Genomic DNA, 21,058 nt, shown 5'->3' with positions numbered 1-21,058 from the left:
TTCAGCCGCTTCATCGGCAAATGACTGTCCCATGATCGCTGACAGGCGTCGTTTTAATCCAGCAGCCCCCGGCAAACACGCATCAAGCTTAATCAAGCTTCGGCCATCATTACTAAGGTCAAAAGCAACTGTTGGCCATGCCATCGCCAAACGCTTGACCATGTCAACGCATTGGCCTTGTTCGGTTCGTTCCGTTTTGAGAAATTTCAGCCGCGCCGGCACAGCTTTGAAAAGCTGGTTGACCGCAATCATACTTCCCTGTTTCAAAGCCGCCGGTTCGGGTTCATGCACATGACCGGCATCTACTACGAGGCGCCAGGCATGATCCATATCGGCCATAATTGACGTAAGGGATAGACGCGATACAGCGCCAATTGACGGCAACGCTTCTCCCCGAAATCCAAGCGCTTTGATATGCACCAGATTATCATCTGGCAGTTTTGATGTCGCATGGCGCTGGACAGCAAGTTTGATATCGTCAAGCGACATTCCCGATCCATCATCTGTGACGATAATCTCATCAATGCCGCCGCGCTTAAGCGTAATGCTGACTTTACCAGCACCCGCATCGAGCGCATTTTCAACCAGCTCTTTGAGCGCACTTGCCGGCCGCTCGACAACTTCACCCGCAGCTATCTGATTAATAAGCCGATCTGGCAATTGCCTGATACGGGGCATCATCGTCAGCTACTTGATCAGAACAGGCTTGTCACTTAGCGGATCAATGCCCATCGTTTCGCCATCAGTTGGCAATTGGTTATTGCGCATGGTTTCGCGCAGGCGAGCATCTTCGGCCATTTTGTCAAGCACCGGCCCAATATCAGGCACGCCGCCGAACAAGGTCTGGACTGGCAACCGCTTTTCAAGCTGGATGCCATAGGTTTCTTCATCAATCTTGGTGCGAATATCAGGTATGATCGACGCAAAATCAAAAATAGCTTCATAGCCAGTCGTCTGTTGATCCGGCGCACCAAATATCGAAGCGGCTGCTTCGGTAGCACTCAAGCCCGCCAGATTATTTTCTTCCTGTTCAATAATATCTTTCGGGCGATCAGCAAATCCAGGAGGCAAAGACAAAGGCGGACGAACAACAACCTGAAATTCATCAGGGGTTGATTTTTCCGTGCCGATAGCACGGCGGACATCCGAACATCCAGCAACGCCCAATAACATCGCGGCAGCGATCGTAAATCCGAATAAGCGGCTCTCGCGACCTAACACAAAAGTCATGTCTCTTTGTTCTCCTGTTCAAAAAATAGGCTGACTATCCAGAGAAGCGCGCCTATCGAAATTGTAATATCTGCCACATTAAAAGCAGGCCAATGCCAACCAGCCACATGCAGATCTATAAAATCAACAACTTGCCCAAAACGCAACCTGTCAATTGCATTTCCTATCGCACCACCAACTATAGCACCGCCAGCATATCTCTGGATCCGCGTCAGGGATGTTGCTGACCACAAAAACCAGATAGACACCAGCAACGCAAGTGCTGCCAGACCAAAGCGCACAATCATGCCGCCATCAGCCAGCAATCCAAAGCTCATGCCGCTGTTCCATACTGGCACCATATTCAAAAATGGCAAAATAACAATCCGGACAGGCGGGAAAAAAATCCACTCAAGCATGAATTGCTTTGACCATTGATCAGCCACAATGATGACAAGGGCAATAGCCAAAATCGTCATTGCCTGGCGAGTCATAAGTCGTGCATGGATCAGTGTCAGCATTCTGACCTCGGCTTCGCTTTACACCATATTGGATTACGCATCAGGATGAAGACACCACATCGCTACAGCGACCACAGATACCCCCGTCTGTCATTACATCAGGTAAGATTTTCCAGCAACGCGCACATTTATCACCATCGGCCTTGGCAAAGACAACAGCCACATCGTCAATCCCTTCCATACGAAAAGCATCAGCCGGTGCTGGCGCATCAGTTACTTTGGCATCCGAGGTGATAAACAAGGCCGCACAATCCATATCGCCAAACATGGCTAGATTATCGGTGGATATATGAACAATTGGCGCCGCCTGAAGTGAAGAGCCTATTTCGCCATCATTTCGCGCTGCTTCAAGCGCGCTCATAACCACCTGACGTGTTTTGCGAATAGCTGACCAGCGGGTTGCAACATCAGCATTACGCCATTCGGCAGGCACTGGATCATAGCTACGCAGATGCACCGAATTTTCCGGATCACCAACCCGCGACTGCCAGGCTTCTTCAGCGGTGAAACATAGGGTAGGAGCCAGCCACGCCGTAAGTCGGTCAAAAATCTCGGCCATAACCGTACGACAGGCGCGCCGCGCGATTGAGTCTGGATCATCGCAATAGAGTCGGTCTTTCCGAATTTCGAAATAAAACGCCGATAAATCGCTGTTACATAATGTATGTAGCTCGGTAAAAATACCGTGAAAATCATAATTTTCAGTCATTTTGCGGATGTTACTATCGATCTCAGCAAGGCGGTTCAGAACCCAGCGTTCAAGATCTGGCATATCGGCATAATCAACATGTTCGGCATCGTCAAACCCGTCAATCGCCCCAAGAAGATAACGCAAGGTGTTACGGAACCGACGATAATTGTCAGTCATACGCTGGATGATTTCATTACCGATTCGCAGATCGTTATAATAATCAGAGCTAACCACCCAAAGGCGCAGAATATCAGCGCCATTCTGTTCTATGATTTTTTGCGGCGTTACAACATTACCAAGCGATTTTGACATTTTACGCCCTTGCTCATCAAGCACAAAGCCATGCGTCAGCACGCCTTTATAGGGTGCCTTGCCACGTGTACTGCATGATTGAAGCAAAGATGAATGGAACCAGCCACGATGCTGATCCGAGCCTTCAAGATATAAATCTGCCGGGCTTTCTAGATCGTCACGGTTTTCCAGCACAAAGGCATGTGTCGATCCAGAATCAAACCAGACATCCAGAATGTCAGTTACTTTTTCATAGTCTTCAACCGTATAATCTTGTCCCAGAAAACGCTCATCAGGCGAAGAAAACCAGCAATCTGCACCTTCAATGCGCATGGCCTCGACAATCCTGTCATGTACCTTTTGATCGCGCAAAGGTTCGCCCGTGGTTTTATTTACATAGATGGTCAGTGGCACACCCCATGCGCGCTGGCGGCTAAGGCACCAATCAGGACGTTGTGCGATCATAGCTGTTAACCGGTTCTGGCCAACTGGCGGATAGAATGCTGTCTTGGACAAAGCATCAAGCGCTGTGGCGCGTAACCCATGCGATTCCATCGACACAAACCATTGCGCCGTATTCCGATACACTAGTGGTGCCTTTGACCGCCATGAATGCGGATAGGAATGAGTCTGTTTGCCAATCGCAATGACACCACCTCGTTCGGCCATCATATCGGCAATTTTTTGGTTATCACGTAACACGTGCATACCTGCAAATAGCGGCAGATGCGGCATGATTTTACCATCTTCGGCAACCGTATCTGGCACCGGAATGCCATGCTCAAGATGTGCTAATTCATAATCTTCAACACCATGCCCAGGCGCCGTATGAACAAACCCCGTACCTTGCTCGGTTGTGACAAAATCACCAGCTAACATAGGTACGTCATGATCATAACCATCATCAGCAAGCGGATGGGCACAAATACTACCAGCAAGGCTGGCACCGTCAATTTCGGCTATAACGTCATGGGCTGTCACCCCAACTTCGGCAACAAAATTTTCCAGCAGATCTGCCGCAACGCAGACAAGATCATCCGTCTTGGCGATTGATCCCTCGGCCAGCTCGGTCAGTTTAATCACAAGATATCTGATATCATTTCCATAGGCGATGGCACGGTTACCCGGCATTGTCCATGGCGTCGTTGTCCAGATGATGATGCTGGCACCTTCGATAGCAGGCACTGATGCGGTTTTCACTGGAAACCGAGCGTGAATTGTAACCGAGGTATGATCCTCATATTCGATTTCGGCTTCGGCAAGCGCCGTCTTTTCAACTGGCGACCACATGACTGGCTTGGTGCCCCGATAGAGGCTGCCATCCATCAAGATTTTACCCAGCTCAGCCGCGATTGTTGCTTCTGATTCATAGGCCATCGTTGTATAGGGATCATCCCAGTCACCCAGCACACCTAGTCGCTGAAATTCTTCAGACTGAACGCCAAGCCAATGCGCAGCAAAGTCGCGACATTCCTGACGGAACTCGGCAACGGGCACTTCATCCTTATCTTTGCCTTTTTTGCGATATTGTTCTTCAATCTTCCATTCAATTGGCAGGCCGTGACAATCCCAACCCGGAACATAATTGGCATCCTTGCCAAGCATCGATTGCGAACGATTGACAACATCTTTCAAAATCTTGTTCAGCGCATGACCGATATGAAGCTGGCCATTTGCATATGGCGGGCCATCATGCAGAACGAATTTTTCAGCACCCTGACGAGCTGTGCGCAATTTATTATACAGATCTATTTTCTGCCAGCTTTCCAGAATAGCCGGTTCACGTTTAGGCAATCCAGCACGCATCGGAAATTCAGTACGTGGCAAAAATACTGTATCTTTATAATTTATCTTTTGCTCAGTCATTCGATATAGCTTTCACTTCGAGGCTTTGAATTTAGATAACCAGGCAATGCCCGGAAGACGTTAGGCGATCTTTTGGGTGGCAGGTAGCGTTTGCCGCGCATCGGCAGCGTCTTTGGCAATCTGTGCTTTCAGCTCTTCTAGGCCGGAGAATTTACGCTCGGCACGCAAAAAGGATTTCAACCGGACTGACAGCCGGCGTCCATAAAGGTCGCCATCATAGTCAAATAAATGCGTTTCACATAACACGTCACGTGTCTCGAAAGTAGGTCGAATGCCAATATTGGCAACACCATTTGCGATATATTGTCCGGCGGGCGATCCGTTATCTTCAAAAATCTGAACAGCATAAACGCCAAACGCCGGATGAAGAAGATTACCTAGCGGAATATTAGCCGTTGGGAAACCGATTGTGCGTCCTCGTTTATCGCCTGTCTGCACAATGCCCGAAATAGCCCAATCATGACCTAGCATAGCCGCCGCCTGATCAGGTGCACCAGCCTGTAAAGCAGCGCGTATCCGGCTTGACGAAATAACGATCGAATTATCATCGACAAGAAGTGGCACGGTGTTAGCTGTAATATGCGCCATACGGCCAATCTCATTGATCGTATCAATATCGCCGCCACGCCCACGACCAAAGGCAAAATCACTTCCAGCAAATAGCTGAACTACGCCCAAAGCTGGCAAAATATCGGTAACAAAAACATTGGCGTCCGTGCGGCGTAGCGCATCATCAAAAGTCACATGAATAATATGATCGACAGCAAGATGTCCCAGCAAACGATCCTTTTCATGACGGTCAGCCAGATGAAATGGCATATCGTCTTGACGGAAAAACTCACGCGGATGCGGATCAAAAGTAATCACAGCTGGCGTTAAATCATGCGCTACAGCGTGGCTACAGGCGGCCTGAATCACTTTCTGGTGGCCACGATGCACACCATCAAAATTGCCAATAGCGGCACTCAGGCGCATATCACGCAATGCCGGGTCGCCAACAGCCCAGTCGATAACATTTACAAAAGTGAGATCATCTTGTTTCATAGGGCGGCACTATATCGCTTAACGCACCGATATTTCAACGGTTTTAGCAAGTTTTTGCCCTGTCAGGCCAATCCAACCTATTATCCATATATTATCTTGATAATAACGAACGATATAGGATGGTAACGGGGTTTGCACAAGTATTATAATTCTGTAACCTGTTCTGCAAAAGTGGATATATTGTGTTTTTCATTATGAAACAGCGCATAACATGGCAGACATTTCAGATATGACAGATATTTCGATTGATACTATTAGCGCGTCTCTTGGTATTGCTTCTTTTCTAAACGAGCAGGCCATTTCAGTCGCTGTAGCCTATTCGGTTCAGCTAACAGCTGGTATTTTGACGCTGATTATTGGCATCTGGCTCTCAGGCAAAGCCGGGCGTATGACGCGTACATATCTATCGCGTTTTGACAAGCTCGATAAAACCATTGTGCCTTTGCTTGGAGCACTGGTTCGTTATACAGGTCTGACCCTCACATTGGTTGTGTCGCTGGGTAAATTTGGCGTTGAAACAACATCTATTATCGCGGTTCTTGGTGCGGCTGGCCTGGCGATTGGTCTTGCCTTGCAAGGTACTTTATCCAACGTTGCATCTGGTTTAATGCTGTTGTTTCTAAGGCCGTTCAAAACAGGCGACTGGATTGAAGTTGCTGGCGTATCGGGCACAGTTCGTGAAATTGGTTTGTTCACAACGGTTATCGACACTTTTGATAATGTTTATAACAGCGTTCCTAATTCAGCCATCTGGTCATCAAATATCATTAATCACGCCCGCTATGGCACACGACGTCTCGATCTTGATATCGGGATTAGCTATGAAAGCTCACTTGATGTAGCCGAAACCGCGATGATGGAACTAGCAGAGGATCCGCGGGTTTTGCAAGACCCGCCGCCGCGTTTCATAGTTGTATCCTATGGTGACAGCGCGATTATTGTGCGTCTGCGGGCTTACGCAACATATGATGATTTTTTTGAGCTGAACTGGGATTTACATCGGCGGCTAAAAGATGCGCTTGCTAAATATGATATCGAAATCCCGTTCCCGCAACGTGTTATAAGACATATGTATGATGACCGAGATATGAACCGTGACGAAGATTCCGCCTAATCAGGAAAAACCACATAAGATTACCAGAGAATCGCTGGCCGATGGCGCTATTGCACGCATGGCGGCCGAACGTGACGGCGACAAGACGATCGTTGTTAGTGATGACGATCTGATAAAGTCACGCCAGCAATTCATTCCCGATAATTATGATTGCAATGATATCTGGGTTTTCGGTTATGGCAGCCTTATCTTCAACCCGGTCATTGAACATTCTGAACGTCTTTTTGCCCGTGTCTATGGGCATCATCGCCGCTTTTGCTTATGGACGCAGATTGGCCGGGGATCACCCGATTTTCCCGGACTGGTTCTGGCACTAGATAGAGGCGGATCATGTCCGGGGGTGGCTTTCAAATTACCGTGCGACCTTGCCATTGCTGAGCTTGATCTATTGTGGAAGCGCGAAATGATTACGCTGGCTTATCGCCCAAGATGGTTAAAATTGCATACAGAAGATGGCATCAAACATGGCATCGGCTTTGTTGTCGATCCTGATCGTCCGGTTTTTGCCCCCCGCATGACATATGATGAAACTGCGCATGTTATTGCCAATGCCGAAGGCTTTCTTGGCCCATGCCGTGATTATCTGTTTAACACGCTTGATGGGCTTCGGGAGCTTGGTATATCAGACCCCACAATGGAAAAACTTGCGTCCAAAGTTGAACATAAGCTTGCTTCGTCGGATCATATTCGCTAGGAAAGCGATGTCGGGATTGTGCGGCTGTGGCGGAATGGTAGACGCGGCGGATTCAAAATCCGCTCCTGGTGACAGGGTGGGGGTTCAAGTCCCTTCAGCCGTACCACCTCGACAAAGGCAAATTTATGGTATCTGGGTCTATATTTTCATCATCAATGGCATGGGCAAAGGCGGCCTATGACCGTGGATTAAAAACCGCAGGCACCCCTTTTGCCACACGCTTTATGCTGGCATTTGCTGTTCTGGAATCAATCATCATCCCTATTCCCGTCGATCCGCTTTTGGTAGCGGTGGTGCTGGCCAAGCCAATGAAGTGGCTACGCATGGCCTTGGCATGTACATTGGCATCGGTGATCGGCGGTGCCGGTGGATGGGCATTAGGCGCTATTCTTGGTCTTGGGATACACGATATTCTGGCGATGTTCCCCGAAAAACTAGCTGCACCAACCGCTTTTGCTGCCGTCGAAGCGGGGTTTGCCAGCTGGGGTCTGATTCTTGTTTTTATTGGTGCTTTTTCTCCGCTTCCCTATAAAGTGATCGCTGTGAGTGCTGGCCTATTGGGATTCGGGCTTTTGCCTTTCCTACTTGTTTCACTTATCGGGCGTGGTTTACGCTTCGTCATTGTTGCGGCTATTGCCCGCCATCATGGTGATCCTAAGACTGTTATTGGCCTTCTCTCGCTTCTTATTGGACTGATTGTTGGTGGTATATGGCTAACGTATTAAAGACCGAAATAATGACGTTAAGCGCATGGATGACAATCAATCGTGGGCTTGGTTTTACCTGTGCCATAGCGACCTGTTTGCTGGCAGGTGCGTTTGCTTTTGAATATCTGGGTGGGTTGAGACCTTGTAACATGTGTATCTGGCAACGGTGGCCGCATGCTATCATCATTCTAGCGTCATTGATCGGTCTGCGCGGATTTGCGCCTAACGCTATGATGGGGCTTATTGCCATAACCGCCGTGGTTAGCGCTGGTTTGGGTGGCTTCCATGCTGGTGTTGAATGGCAGCTATGGCAAGGGCCAAGCGGATGCACGGCCGCTTTGGACAGTAATATGGCTGTGACCGATCTGCTTGATCAATTGCTTGCGACACCCATTGTCAGGTGCGACGAAGTAGCATGGTCATTTTTGGGTATTTCAATGGCAGGATGGAATGCAATCATTAGTTTGGATATGTTCTTGATCGCACTGCTCGCCATGCATGGGCGAGGCAAAATCAAAAATTAGAATTCAGGGATTTCATAAGCAATGGCAAAAACACATACAAACCGATCAGATATTGACCGTTATCTTCGGGTTGACCATGCCGGTGAGCGCGCGGCTCAGCAAATTTATAAAGGTCAGCTAGCGATCATGAAAAATCACGCGATGGGGCCCGAAATCCAGCATATGATGGAACAGGAAGTCGAACATCTTGAAGCCTTTGAAACGCTATTGAACGAACGGCATGTGCGGCCATCATTGCTTGACCCTTTGTGGGGCGCAGCTGGCTTTGCACTAGGCGTCGCAACCGCCGCTATGGGACCTAAAGCTGCCATGGCATGTACCATCGCTGTTGAGGAAGTTATCGGCGAGCATTATCAGAAGCAGGCCGAAAATCTGGGTGAAGATGAAGCAAACTTAAAAAAGATTGTCGAGAAGTTCCGCGATGACGAACTCGAGCATCGCGATATTGCCATCGATCATGACGGCGAGAATGCTAAACATTACGACATGCTACGTGCCGTTATTCAACGCGGATGCCGCACAGCCATCAAGGTCGCCGAAAAAATCTAGCTTTCATCCTGCTGCAATTCGCTATCCCAATATAGATAGTCACGCCATGACTCATGCAGATAGTTAGGCGGAAACCCGCGCCCATTTTCCTGTAACTGCCAGACATTCGGGGCTGTTGGCGCCGCTAACGGATACATATTGCATTGCTTGGGTAATTTATTTGCTTTGCGTAGATTGCACGGACTGCATGCAGCCACCACATTTGCCCATGTTGTCCGCCCGCCTTTTGAACGCGGAATCACATGATCAAATGTAAGCTCTGAAGCGGGCAAACCTGTTCCACAATATTGACAGCTAAACCGGTCACGCAGGAATACGTTAAAGCGGGTAAAAGCTGGATTGCGCATCTGCGGCACATACTCTTTTAAGGCAATTACCGAGGGTAAATTTATTTGCATGCTGGGCGAACTGATCTGCTGATCATATTCGGATACAATAGTCACACGCTCCAGACATACCGCTTTTACCGCATCCTGCCATGACCATAGGGAAAGTGGAAAATAATTCAAAGGTCGAAAATCCGCATTCAGAACCAAAGCTGGTGCGAAACTGCCTGCATTCATAATCTCATCCTCGATGTTACCAGTTATCAGATATCAAGACAGTAGTTATTAATTATGAAAACATGTCTACACGGATATGACAACCCCGTGACACTATATATAGAAGCTATAATCGCACAGATGTCTAGATATTGTGAGCTATGTCACAAACGCAACTAAGCAGGTAGATGCAAAGCCAGAAAATCTATCGCCGCTGTCAAAGCATCGGCATCAATTCCATGGCCAAGACCCTCACGGGGAATACACGTGACCTCCACCCCAACATCTCTCAAGATACCTGCTGACACATCCATCATTTCATACGGCACAACCAGATCCTGTGTGCCGTGAACAAGCTGAACTGGTGGCAAGCTTTGCCGATCATCTTCGGCCAAAGCCATAAGATCATCATATACCAGAAGCGCACCGGAAAAGCTGACTATAGCTGTCGGTTTGGCTTGCATGCGAAGTCCACAATGCAAGCTCATCATCCCGCCTTGTGAAAAACCAGTCAGCGCAATGGCGTTTGATTCAAGCTCCAACGCGCCTGCCGCCGCCGCGATGGCTGCCTCAATCACTGGTGCTGCGACAACTGGACCCGTGACTCTATCTTCAATGTCAAACCATTGGCGTCCCGCAGGGTTCATACTGCAAAGTTCAGGCGCATGCGGCACAAAGAAAGCCGCCCCCGGAAACCGTAGCGAAAATGGATAGGCAAGATCAGCAAGGTCATTGCCATCTGCACCCCAGCCATGAAGTATGACGATCAAGCTTGACGGTTTACCTCCACGCGCGGGATCGACAAAAGGCCCTGATAGCTCTCCAAAGCGGCGATCTGCCATGCTATACTCCTGTAATAGATTTATAGGTCTATATATATTAATGCCAAGAGCAAGCCAACAAGTACCCCCTACTCTAAGGATTGATGCATTATGATTACCCGATTTGCACCAAGCCCGACTGGCGCCCTCCATCTTGGCCATATATATGCAGCTAAGGTAGCCCATGATATAGCCAAAGCGCATTGTGGCCATTTTCATTTGCGGATTGACGATCTCGACACTACGCGATGCCGTCCTTGTTTCACCGATGCCATCTATAATGATCTTCGATGGGCTGGGCTTAACTGGCATGGCACAGTGTCATTTCAGTCTGAAAGACACACGCATTATGCCAAGGCCATATCCCAATTACGCGACATGGATCTATTATATCCCTGTTACCTGACGCGTCGTGAACTTGCCAGCATGACGCAGGCACCGCATGGCACACCGCATGGTGCACCTGACATAGCCAGCCCTATCGTGCCAATCAACACCGACAGACTGATCCCTGACAGCGAACAGAAACGCCGTGCTGCTGATGGCCAGCAGGCTGCCTGGCGATTACGCATGGATGCCGCTATAAAACATGCTAATGCGCATATTCAAACCCATTCCCAGCTAAACTGGCGGGAATATGCGCTTTCTGCCGATGCTGGCCTAAAGCAAGCGACGCCCGAGATATTTGGTGATGTCATAATTGCCCGTAAAGATTTAGGCAGTTCATACCACCTCGCCGTTGTCATCGATGATATGCTTGATAATGTTAGCTTGGTTACCCGCGGCGTTGACCTGCAATCGTCAACGCACTTGCACCGCCTTTTGCAAGCTCTGCTGGGCCTACCAACACCCAACTATCTGCACCACCCACTTGTCACCGATTCCTGCGATAAACGACTTGCCAAGCGTGATAAGGCACAGTCCATTGCAGCTTTACGAAACAGGGGTATGAGTGCCGACACAATGATGTCTATTTTACCAGCTCTGCCGGATTACGAATCTGTCGGTATTTAAGCGCATATCGACGTTGGTAAAAAATAATATCATGTAAAAATTTGCTTAAAATATAAGTAAATAGGACAAAAGATCATATTGATAATAAAAATAAGAGAAAATAGATGAAATTCCATTTGGCGGGGTTGACTAGCAAGCTTAACTCCACCATATCTGCCTTGCACAAACGATTGTTTGTGCATTTCCTCCCTAAACTTGGTCGTGGGCATGCTCACGGCCTTTTTTTTGCCCAAAATCTATAGATGTACCTGACTGTTTTGCCTAACCCATTTATGTTTCAACAGGGTAGCCGTCAGATCATCAATGACAGCCATTATAGTTAAATTTGGTATTACGCCTGTGTATTTTGATATCTATGGCTAACCAGCCATATAACTGAACACATAAGCAAGAAAACCGGCAAAGATGCGGCCAGAACCATCACGTCCCAGCCCAATTGACTATGAACCACACCAGCAATTAGCGAGGCTGAAGCAACAAGGATGGTCATTGTGAGGTCAGCAACACCCTGGACGCGCCCACGCTCTTCCGGGTCGGCAACCTGTGCCACCAAAGAACTGCCACCGATATATAAGAAATTCCAGCCTATACCCAGTAAAAACAAGGCTCCAAAATAATGCCAGAAATCATCTCCCATCAGAGCCAATATGATCACAGCAACATAGGCCAAAACACCAGATCCTAGAATACGGCTGACACCATAACGGGCAATGAGCTTGCCAGTAAAGAATGAGGGCGCAAACATCGCTACAACATGCCATTGAATAATCGACGCATTAGCCGATGTGCCAAGCTGGCTTACATTGACCACTTGTAGCGGCGTGGCTGTCATCAGATAGCTCATCAGGGCATAACCAAGTGCCGCACAGAACATGCCAATTAGAAAAATCGGCATTCGCAGAAAAACCCCGATCGGACGCCCTGCATGTGACCGTTGCTCAGGCTTGGGAATCTTAACACCAAAAATGAAAAGAAGAGCCACAAGCTGAACAAGCGAGGCGGTAAAGAAACAGCCTGCATATAGAGCTTCAGGCACCAAATCGACTGTATTACGGGCAATTTCAGGCCCTAAAAAAGCCGCAACCAGCCCCCCAGTCAGCACCCATGATATAGCCCGTGGTTTATCTGCAGGCGCCGCACTATCTGCGGCGGCATAACGATAGAACCCTGCACAGGCCAATGAAAACCCAAGTCCCATCGACGCCACGCAGAAGAATATATAGTGATGCAAAACAATAGCCACAGCTTGCGACAAGGTCGATAGAACCGCCACACAAACGCCCAAAACAAACAGCGGCCGGCGGCCATATCGTGACATCAGCAAAGAAACCGGCAATGTTGACAACATCGACATTACAAACATCAAAGACAATGGCAAAGTTGACAACCAAGCAACCGGCGCCAATATGCTGCCGACCAATGCTGTATTGATCATATTCACATTCATAGTTGTCATTGAAAGTGCCTGCGCACAGGTCAGTCTGAGCACATTCTTGCGATTATCCGTCACATTCACCATTGCACTAACGGCTCAGGCTTATCTAAGACAGTGGCAGTGGCAATGAAGTCAAACCAGAAAAGCTGTAAAAATAACACCACCTAGGACTTCAACTTCCGACCAAAAAGTTCAAGTCGGTGGTCAACTAGCTCATACCCCATTTCACGGGCAACTTGTTCTTTGAGCGCTTCTAATTCAGCATGGTAAAATTCGATTACATCACCTGTTTCCACATCAACAAGATGTTCATGATGCTCGCCTGATTCTTCATAGCGCGCGCGGCCATCGCCAAATTCAATACGGTCAATGACACCAGCTTCTTCAAGTAATTTGACGGTTCTATAAACGGTAGCAATCGAAATCGTGTCGTCTTCTTGTACAGCACGACGATAGAGTTGATCGACATCGGGATGATCTTCGGACTCTTCAATAACGCCAACAATAATTTGGCGTTGGCTTGTCACCCGTATTCCCTTCGCCAGGCATTTTTGCATCAATGTAGTTGACATATGCGTCTCATTTTCTTGCAGGTTATCGACACTATAGGCGTTTACAACACCGTTATCCACCCCAATTAAATTGGCTATAATGTATTATCCTCAGGCGTATCCTCATCATCAGATGCGCCATTTGCTTCATAAGCACGCCGATCTTGCTGAAATCTTACTGCGGCCATTGGCAAGCTGATAATATAGATAAGTGCCAATCCGAGATAGGTGATCCAAGGTTGTGTTACAATGCCAGCACCTAATAATCCAACTACAGCCAGAATTGGCAAGACGCTACCAACAGGGAGCTTTACACGTTTACCGGCGAATGTCGGCAGCGCGGTAACAGCACCTACACCAATGAGGATCAGCCAGCCAGATACATAGACCGCGTCACGAACCCAAGGCAGATTTAATTCGAGATCAAGACAAATCGGAACCAAAACAAGGAAAGCCGCCGCCGGCGCAGGAATGCCTGTGAAATAATTTTTTGCATAGAACGGCGGGTTAGGTAATTCCGAGTCAAAGCGCGCCAACCTTAACGCAATCGAAATCGCATAAAACAAGGTCGCGCCCCATGCCAGATTGCCGTAATCCTGTAACGCCCATAAATATAGCGATAATGCAGGCACCACACCAAACACAACTAGGTCTGACAGGCTATCAAGAGCTGCACCAAACGCGCTGGATGTCTGAAATTTACGCGCCGCGCGTCCATCGAGAGCATCAAAAACAGCAGCCAAGGCGATCAGCACAATAACGCCAGCCCAACGGCCATCCAAAGCAAAACGAAGGGCTGTTAACCCCGATACAAAACCACCAATAGTGAGCATATTCGGAAGCAGCCAATAGATTGATACTGACCGAAAGCGCCGCTTGTGCGGGCCTTTGTTGGCAGCACTCACCTAACTGTCCCCGCATCAGGCTCATTATAATGTCCAGCCAGATCAGCAATAACGGTTTCACCAGCTATGGTGCGCTGACCTGCCAAAACAGTCACTGGCGTTGTGGATGGAAGCCACACATCAACACGGCTTCCAAAACGAATGATTCCATATTGCTGACCGACATTCAGGTGATCGCCCACGGCGGCTTCCAGAATGATCCGGCGTGCCACCAGTCCGGCAATTTGCACAACACCAATCTGTTGTCCGCTTTCGGTTTCCATAACCATATTCTGGCGTTCATTCTGTTCGGATGCCTTATCAAGGCTAGCATTCAAAAACGCCCCTTCATGATAGGCTGTTTCAATAACCTTACCCGCTACCGGCGCGCGATTCACATGCACATCAAATACATTCATAAAAATTGAAACACGCCGCCACTCACCCGCTGGAAGCGCCAAGTCAGCTGGCACATTTTCAATACCTGTAGATAGAACGCGCCCATCAGCCGGAGATATGACCAAATTATCCGTAATCGGAGTCACACGGCGCGGATTTCGGAAAAAATAGACGCACCACAGTGAAAGCAGACATCCCGGCAAAATAAATAACGTCCAGAAATAAGTGATAATGCCACTTGCCAGCACAAACAGAAAAATAAAAGGCCAGCCAGCCGGATGAATCGGAACCAGCAGTGCCTCTTTCGTGCTTTTTATAATATTCATATCTTTCGTGCACTCTTTAAGCGTCAAAGGACAAACGTCCAGTTAAAATAGGATATTAGCATAGACAAATGTCATGCGACAGTCACCCGCCAATCAATGGCTATGGCGATATTGGCTAACAAGCTTGCTCATCCATAATTTCGTCAGATTGCTTTCATACGTCTAGTCGTCAGGTGACGTCAACGATGTTTGCGCGGCCTTGGCATCTTCCGGTGTAATCAAACCACGTGCCAATAGATCATCGAGTTTGCTATTCAGTGCACCTCGACTTAACAAGCGAGGCGCCTCAAGCCCATCAACACGTATTTTGATCGCCGTGTTTTCACCATCATTTGATGCCTTATGCGCTGTATCATTCAAATATATATGCGCATCGCCATTCAGAGTTTTTCCATGGTGAACAGTTTGATGGCCGTTTAACATACTGCCACCCGTCGTATAGATAGGAGGTGACGATTCGATTACTTTTCCATTTGCGTTATCGATTGGGGCATTTGAAACAGGCTCAATATCACCTGTAGATAATTCGTCAGCCATTGAGGCACTGTCTTTATATTTTCGTTCACTGGTTTCAGATGGTTGGAGATCAAACCCTGTTATGTCTTCATCTGTTTCATTACCTATCGATATGACATTTTCTTTAGGCGAGAACACTGATTCTTTTGACGCAGACTCTGATGGCGTGATTTCAATAATTGGTTGCACTGTCTCTGCTGTGGCTATTACTGTCGACAAAGACGGTGATTGCGGTGGTGCTTTGATGGCAGATGGGCGCACATTTAACAATGCAAGCTGATTATTGCGGCCACTTTGGGTTACAATTTGGGGGTTTGCGCATGTCATACGTGCAATAAATTCGTTCACCAATATGGTTTGCCACTGACAAGCCTCTATTTCCCAAGGGCGCAAATGCCAGGGAAATTCATCCAGCAATGGAAATTTGTCACCAAGCCAACTAACCGAATGTGACATATGTCTGCTTTTATCAGACTTTACCTTGCTGGCACGCATCCTGAGGCGACGATTCAAAACTTGCGAAACATGCACAATTTCATGCGCGATCACTTCAAGTGCGTCTTTGACGCCAGCCGCAGTTGAGACCGACATTTCAAAGGCTGATGGCAACGTTGTGCCAAAGAAACCTAGCCTTTCCGACAACATATCCCGCGTCAATGGCACACGGATAGGGCGGTTAGCAACGTCAATGAGCAAGGTGATCGCTTTCTGCTGCTTGGGTGAAAGCAAACGGTCAGCAAAATATTGCGCAGCGGCGCTAATCAACTCTTCTTCACCGGCTGGCAAATTTATTGCAATAATTTCTATATTTTTTGGCTTTGCCATCACTTAGTAAACCTATTCTTAAACACTTCTAGATTAACACAGCATAATCAGGAATACAGTTACTTGCTCAATAACCGCTTGTATATGGGTTTACCTTCACTTTAAAGTGATTACAGGAAAGCACTTTATGTAAGCCTAGCTTTTGTAATCACTAATGAATTTTGCGAATGAGTGCCCGAAAGGGTTTTTAAACAAGGCTTGTCCAATAAACACAGACATCACATAAAAGTCTTAACAGTATCTTAAAAATGGAAACTTTGTTAACAATATAACGACTATATTAACCAGAAGGGTGCCACATGGACAACAACATGTTTGAAAAGGGTCTAGCGCAACGCAAAGCAACGCTGGGCGCCGAATATGTCGAGAATGTAATGGCCAATGCTGACGATTTCATGAAACCGTTTCAAGAAGCCATGACGGCATGGTGCTGGGGCTTTGGTTGGGGTGATGATGCCATCGACGCCAAAACACGATCCATGATGAATCTTGCTATGATTGGCGCTCTAGGGAAAATGCATGAATGGGAACTTCATTGCCGCGGGGCTATGCGCAATGGCGTATCGAAAGACGAAATTCGGGCTATTATTCATGTCATTGGAATTTATTGTGGCGTTCCACAAGCTCTTGAATGTTTCCGCGCTGCCAATAAAGCCATCGCCGACTATGAAAAATAGTCGAAAAATCTGTAATAATTTTGTAAATAATCCTTTGAAATGTGGATAAAAACGTAAGAAACATAATAAAAATACCGTATATCCTATCAAGCGCATATAAATTATGGACTAATGCGTTAATATAAGAGAGTTTATTACTGACTATGAAATTATACCTGTCAAAAAGGAACCATGTTAAAACATTGATTGACGTGGAAAGATTGTGTAAGAAAGTGTCAGGTAAAGGAGCATAAACTTATGCAACAGATTAAGAGCCTTTTAGTTGCCTGTGTGTTCGCTGTTGGCGCGCATAGCGCTATGGCTGGCGGTTTGCCCGAGACAAAATCGACTGACTCAGCCAGTGCAGGCTCAGGCAATACGCAAGCAGCCACTAGCTCGGCCACCAATACAGCCGCAAGTGAAACTGCAACTTCCGCGTCAGCAAGTTCCAGTAGCACATCTGGGTCTAGCGCCACGACTGCAGAAACAGACGGCGCTAGCACAACCTCGCAAACTGCCGAAACATCGGCTAACGATGAGACTGAAAACGGTGCCGTGTTTGTAGCAATCGAAGACGATCCCCTGATTGTCGATGCGTCTGCCATTATGGATGATGATGGCATGGGCAACGTTCAGGTTCAGTGGCAAGTTTCCAAAGATGGTGAGGTATGGATGAATTTGACAGGTGAGGTTCACCAGTCATTCACGCCACGAGAGATCCATGTTGGCAAACGTTTGCGGGTGCAAATTTCGTATGTTGACGGTCAGGGAAATCTGGAAACGCTTATCAGCCCGCCTTCAACCAAAGTTCAGAATGTAAATGACAAACCTACCGGTTCGCCGCAACTGGCTGGCAATGCTCGTGAAGAAGATGCACTCGTTGTTGATACCAGCCTGATTTCTGATGAAGACGGTGTCGGGACATATGCCATTATCTGGCAGCGCTCAAGCACAAAGACCGAGTGGCAGGCTTTTCCTGAGTCTGTAGGTGAAGTGCTTCAGCTTACACAGTCACATGTTGGCTATTCTTATCGCGCAGTCGTATCCTATGTTGATAGCCATGGTACGCGCGAATTATTGATCACCAACCCATCTGAAACGGTTGTTAATGTCGATGATCCGGTCGAAGGTGAAGTCTTGTTGGCTGGTGAAGCGTCTGAAGGTGCGGTTCTAACCGCTAACACAGCCCGTGTATCCGATGAAGACGGTATTGCCAGTATTACAGTTGGATGGGAATCGTCAAAAGATGGCCGCAATTGGCGAGCGATTGAAACAGGTGGTACCAGCCAGTTGCGCTTATCGCAAGCCCTTGTCGACAAGCAGATTCGCGCCCGCGTAAGTGTTGTTGACACATTCGGTATTGAAACGGTTATTTTCAGTCAAGCAACCAATACGGTTAAAAACGTGAATAATAAGCCAGCCGGAACGATCTTTGTTAAAAGGGTTGGCGGTTAACATCTGCTAAATATAAGATTTCAAACAACAAGCTGTCCATATGATCATATGGGCAGTTTTTTGTGCCAGCCTGTAACTATGCTGATATCGGAGTCTTACTATTATGGTGTTTCATAAAAATATGCCTCAAATATCGAATTTGTGATTTTTTGCTTTGACTATTTTTTTAATACGTACACACTAGATACAGTATGAAGCATGTTAATTTACATCTAGGTGTTGATTACAAGCGTCTAAAACGCCTTTGGGCTTCTGCTATCGTCACAACATCACTCATGACTGCTATCGCCAATGGAGCTTTGCCATGCGACTGACTGACCGCGATCCTCGGACAGAATGTGCCATCATTCCCTTTCAACGTCCTCATCGGGACACTGACAGCGTCACTACCAGCAATATTGCTGCCGTCATTGCGGTAACGGTTTTGCATAATTGCGATATGTCACCTGAAGAAAAATTAATACACATTATTGAGGCCAGCGGTGAAGCTGAAATACTGGATACTGTTGATGGTATGGAAGCCTTTTCCGAATGTGATGAAGCCTTTAATGGTGCTGTAAATGACAATGAGCGGATAAGCATCGTCTAGGTCTGCGCTTCAGATTACCATATAGGCCAATCTAGCCCACATAACCTATAAATAATGGGTCATCATCAATACCCATAAAGGTATCCCAATTGCCGCCACCAGCGTTTGTACGGTGATAATTTCTGCCATCAAAGGCGCATCGCCGCCAAGTTCCTGCGCGAGGGTGAATGATGACGTTGCCGTAGGGGCTACGGCCAAAACGACCAACACCAGCAATACATCTTTATCCAGCCCAAGAGCCATACCAACAAGCATCATCACCACTGGTAAAACCAGCAGTTTAGCAAGCACTGCCAGAACCAGCGCCGCAGAATGCGCACGCAAAGCCGAGATGCGTATTGAGGCACCAACACATAATAACAGCATCGGCAAAGCTGCGCTGCCGAGAATATCCGCTGCGCCAAAAATAAAACTGGGAACCGGTATTGATAAGACATTAACAATACCGCCAAGAATAATTGCGCCCATGAGGGGATTGCGAGCTAATTCAGCTGTTATAGCCCGGCCAAGATTCGCATCCTGATCGCCATCTCGAAGCAGAAAAATAATAATCACGGCAAAAATATTGGATATAGGCACCAGTACCGCTACCGCGATAGCCCCAATTTCAAGCGCGGCAACACCAAAAGCGCCCTGAACAAAGGCCAGCATTAAAAATCCATTATGGCGTAAACCAGCCTGCACCAGCGAAGATGTTGCAGGGCCATTCGCGCCGATTAATCGGCCAGCAAGAAAGCCGTAAACAACCATAACAGACGCAGCAATAAGCAACGTCAGACTAAAAGGCAGAATAAAGGCGGCTGACAGGCTCGCCGTTGAGGTCAGATTGAACAGCAATCCTGGAAATAGTATCCAGTAGCAAATTTTGGATAAGCCATCCCAAAAAGAAACGGGCACGAATGCCCGCATCTTGATTAAATGTCCTACCACAACCAAAAGCAGTACCGATAGGATTGTCGAAATCATGGCGCTCATTAAATTATGCCCGCCAAAAAGGGAAACTAGGCATTATCACCTGAGTCATTGCCAAGCTTTTTAATGATTTTCCAGGCAAATGGCATAAGGCCAGCCGCAATAACAGCTTTCAGCGCATCGCCATACAGAAACGGTATCACACCATGAATGACAGCTTTTTCAAAACCGATCATCATGCTTAGCCAGGCAACGCCAAAGACATAGATCACAGCCGTACCGATCAACATTGCAACTGCTGTTGAAATAATGCTTCTACCCATGCCACGTTCGGCTAGAAAACCAATCGTGACAGCCGCCATCAGAAAGCCAGCCAGATAACCACCGGTTGGCCCAAACATATATAGTGCTCCGGCGGCGCCATTGGCGAATACCGGCAAGCCCATTGCGCCTTCAAAAAGATATAAAGCCACCGTGCTACCAGCCATCCGAGGACCATAGGTCATGCCAATCAATAGGATAGCCAGCGTTTGTCCTGTCACCGGAACTGGATACATGGGAACGGCAATTTGTGCGGCCAAGGCAATGAATAAGCTACCAGCAATGACCATCACGAACTTGGCAAAACCTGTCCGCTTGGCATCATCTGCAAACCGGTCACCTAAAAGGGTTGTGGCCAATGTCTCAAAACGTGCGGTCTGTAGTTGCTGTGGCACAGTCATATTCATCTCCTTAACGGCGTTGATCTGGGGCTAGTATAGAGTCAATCAATTAGAAAACAAGCCACTGACGCACCGACTTGCACTCTCTTACAATCTCATTTAACCGTTGCATATGGAAACTAAGTTGGGCACATCAATGCAACAAGCTTCATAGCTCACCAGAATTTCTTGTTCATTATCACATAAAAGACGACTTAATTT

The 21,058-nt window shown here is 47.5% G+C and carries 23 protein-coding genes and 1 tRNA gene; 10 read left to right on the top strand and 14 right to left on the bottom strand.

What is annotated here, in order from left to right:
* The 5 genes from mutL to ribF form a co-directional block, all read right to left on the bottom strand.
* Positions 1-681: DNA mismatch repair endonuclease MutL (mutL, locus tag ACTF7Q_RS01635; RefSeq protein ID WP_438996110.1), on the bottom strand; the 681-nt coding region annotated here is incomplete at its 3' end.
* A 6-nt stretch (positions 682-687) separates the two neighbouring features.
* The gene (locus ACTF7Q_RS01630) at positions 688-1,230 is read right to left on the bottom strand and encodes a DUF3035 domain-containing protein (protein WP_438996109.1); all 543 of its coding nucleotides are present in this window, start codon (positions 1,228-1,230) and stop codon (positions 688-690) included.
* Positions 1,227-1,730, bottom strand: coding sequence for a signal peptidase II (lspA, locus tag ACTF7Q_RS01625; RefSeq protein ID WP_438996108.1), 504 nt, complete (start codon positions 1,728-1,730; stop codon positions 1,227-1,229). The genes ACTF7Q_RS01630 and lspA overlap by 4 nt, the downstream gene beginning before the upstream one ends.
* A gap of 40 nt (positions 1,731-1,770) precedes the next feature.
* Positions 1,771-4,578, bottom strand: coding sequence for an isoleucine--tRNA ligase (gene ileS / locus ACTF7Q_RS01620; protein ID WP_438996107.1), 2,808 nt, complete (start codon positions 4,576-4,578; stop codon positions 1,771-1,773).
* Between the two features lie 60 nt (positions 4,579-4,638).
* Positions 4,639-5,622, bottom strand: coding sequence for a riboflavin biosynthesis protein RibF (gene ribF / locus ACTF7Q_RS01615; RefSeq protein ID WP_438996106.1), 984 nt, complete (start codon positions 5,620-5,622; stop codon positions 4,639-4,641).
* Between the two features lie 211 nt (positions 5,623-5,833).
* On the opposite strand from ribF, the gene ACTF7Q_RS01610 reads away from it, so the two are divergent.
* The 6 genes from ACTF7Q_RS01610 (at position 5,834) to ACTF7Q_RS01585 (ending at position 9,210) form a co-directional block, all read left to right on the top strand.
* Positions 5,834-6,736, top strand: a complete 903-nt coding sequence (locus ACTF7Q_RS01610; RefSeq protein ID WP_438996105.1) for a mechanosensitive ion channel family protein — start codon at positions 5,834-5,836, stop codon at positions 6,734-6,736.
* Positions 6,717-7,430, top strand: a complete 714-nt coding sequence (locus ACTF7Q_RS01605) for a gamma-glutamylcyclotransferase (protein WP_438996104.1) — start codon at positions 6,717-6,719, stop codon at positions 7,428-7,430. Before ACTF7Q_RS01610 ends, ACTF7Q_RS01605 begins: the two co-directional genes overlap by 20 nt.
* 20 nt (positions 7,431-7,450) lie before the next feature.
* Positions 7,451-7,536 (top strand) — tRNA-Leu (locus tag ACTF7Q_RS01600).
* Between the two features lie 19 nt (positions 7,537-7,555).
* Positions 7,556-8,155, top strand: coding sequence for a YqaA family protein (locus ACTF7Q_RS01595; RefSeq protein WP_438996103.1), 600 nt, complete (start codon positions 7,556-7,558; stop codon positions 8,153-8,155).
* Positions 8,140-8,661, top strand: a complete 522-nt coding sequence (locus ACTF7Q_RS01590) for a disulfide bond formation protein B (RefSeq protein ID WP_438996102.1) — start codon at positions 8,140-8,142, stop codon at positions 8,659-8,661. The genes ACTF7Q_RS01595 and ACTF7Q_RS01590 overlap by 16 nt, the downstream gene beginning before the upstream one ends.
* A gap of 21 nt (positions 8,662-8,682) precedes the next feature.
* Positions 8,683-9,210, top strand: coding sequence for a demethoxyubiquinone hydroxylase family protein (locus ACTF7Q_RS01585; protein ID WP_438996101.1), 528 nt, complete (start codon positions 8,683-8,685; stop codon positions 9,208-9,210).
* On the opposite strand, the gene ACTF7Q_RS01580 is transcribed toward ACTF7Q_RS01585, so the two are convergent.
* Together ACTF7Q_RS01580 and ACTF7Q_RS01575 are read right to left on the bottom strand one after the other, a co-directional pair.
* The gene (locus ACTF7Q_RS01580; RefSeq protein ID WP_438996100.1) at positions 9,207-9,773 is read right to left on the bottom strand and encodes an HNH endonuclease; all 567 of its coding nucleotides are present in this window, start codon (positions 9,771-9,773) and stop codon (positions 9,207-9,209) included. The two genes, ACTF7Q_RS01585 and ACTF7Q_RS01580, sit on opposite strands and share 4 nt — an antisense overlap.
* A 155-nt stretch (positions 9,774-9,928) precedes the next feature.
* Positions 9,929-10,594, bottom strand: a complete 666-nt coding sequence (locus ACTF7Q_RS01575; protein ID WP_438996099.1) for an alpha/beta hydrolase — start codon at positions 10,592-10,594, stop codon at positions 9,929-9,931.
* Between the two features lie 90 nt (positions 10,595-10,684).
* On the opposite strand from ACTF7Q_RS01575, the gene gluQRS reads away from it, so the two are divergent.
* Complete coding sequence (gluQRS, locus tag ACTF7Q_RS01570; RefSeq protein WP_438996098.1) at positions 10,685-11,587, top strand: tRNA glutamyl-Q(34) synthetase GluQRS; 903 nt, start codon at positions 10,685-10,687, stop codon at positions 11,585-11,587.
* 331 nt (positions 11,588-11,918) lie between these two features.
* Here the strand turns inward: gluQRS and ACTF7Q_RS01565 are convergent, their stop codons facing one another.
* The 5 genes from ACTF7Q_RS01565 to ACTF7Q_RS01545 form a co-directional block, all read right to left on the bottom strand.
* On the bottom strand, positions 11,919-13,043 hold the full coding sequence (locus tag ACTF7Q_RS01565; RefSeq protein WP_438996097.1) for an MFS transporter: 1,125 nt from the start codon (positions 13,041-13,043) through the stop codon (positions 11,919-11,921).
* Between the two features lie 143 nt (positions 13,044-13,186).
* Positions 13,187-13,594 (bottom strand): Fur family transcriptional regulator, encoded by a 408-nt coding sequence (locus ACTF7Q_RS01560; protein WP_438996096.1) that lies wholly within the window; start codon positions 13,592-13,594, stop codon positions 13,187-13,189.
* 74 nt (positions 13,595-13,668) lie between these two features.
* A complete protein-coding gene (locus ACTF7Q_RS01555) occupies positions 13,669-14,478 on the bottom strand; it encodes a CDP-alcohol phosphatidyltransferase family protein (protein ID WP_438996095.1) in 810 nt (269 codons plus the stop codon).
* Positions 14,475-15,182, bottom strand: a complete 708-nt coding sequence (locus tag ACTF7Q_RS01550; RefSeq protein ID WP_438996094.1) for a phosphatidylserine decarboxylase — start codon at positions 15,180-15,182, stop codon at positions 14,475-14,477. Before ACTF7Q_RS01550 ends, ACTF7Q_RS01555 begins: the two co-directional genes overlap by 4 nt.
* A gap of 162 nt (positions 15,183-15,344) precedes the next feature.
* Positions 15,345-16,523, bottom strand: a complete 1,179-nt coding sequence (locus ACTF7Q_RS01545; RefSeq protein ID WP_438996093.1) for a hypothetical protein — start codon at positions 16,521-16,523, stop codon at positions 15,345-15,347.
* A 299-nt stretch (positions 16,524-16,822) separates the two neighbouring features.
* On the opposite strand from ACTF7Q_RS01545, the gene ACTF7Q_RS01540 reads away from it, so the two are divergent.
* From ACTF7Q_RS01540 to ACTF7Q_RS01530, 3 genes are all read left to right on the top strand, one after another.
* Entirely contained in the window at positions 16,823-17,200 is a 378-nt protein-coding gene (locus tag ACTF7Q_RS01540) for a carboxymuconolactone decarboxylase family protein (RefSeq protein ID WP_438996092.1), read from the top strand.
* Positions 17,201-17,437: 237 nt separating this feature from the next.
* On the top strand, positions 17,438-18,634 hold the full coding sequence (locus tag ACTF7Q_RS01535) for a hypothetical protein (protein WP_438996091.1): 1,197 nt from the start codon (positions 17,438-17,440) through the stop codon (positions 18,632-18,634).
* A 304-nt stretch (positions 18,635-18,938) separates the two neighbouring features.
* Positions 18,939-19,223 (top strand): hypothetical protein, encoded by a 285-nt coding sequence (locus ACTF7Q_RS01530; protein ID WP_438996090.1) that lies wholly within the window; start codon positions 18,939-18,941, stop codon positions 19,221-19,223.
* Positions 19,224-19,268: 45 nt separating this feature from the next.
* On the opposite strand, the gene ACTF7Q_RS01525 is transcribed toward ACTF7Q_RS01530, so the two are convergent.
* The gene (locus ACTF7Q_RS01525) at positions 19,269-20,198 is read right to left on the bottom strand and encodes an AEC family transporter (protein ID WP_438996089.1); all 930 of its coding nucleotides are present in this window, start codon (positions 20,196-20,198) and stop codon (positions 19,269-19,271) included.
* 26 nt (positions 20,199-20,224) lie between these two features.
* Positions 20,225-20,857: a biotin transporter BioY gene (locus ACTF7Q_RS01520; protein ID WP_438996088.1), complete on the bottom strand. Its 633-nt coding sequence runs from the start codon at positions 20,855-20,857 to the stop codon at positions 20,225-20,227.
* Positions 20,858-21,058: the final 201 nt, after the last annotated feature.

This window comes from Puniceispirillum sp. (SeqCode), assembly GCF_965657105.1.
Classification (GTDB): Bacteria; Pseudomonadota; Alphaproteobacteria; order Puniceispirillales; family Puniceispirillaceae; genus Puniceispirillum.
Note: the sequence above shows the minus strand (reverse complement) of the source record. Positions and strands in the feature narration are given on the sequence as shown.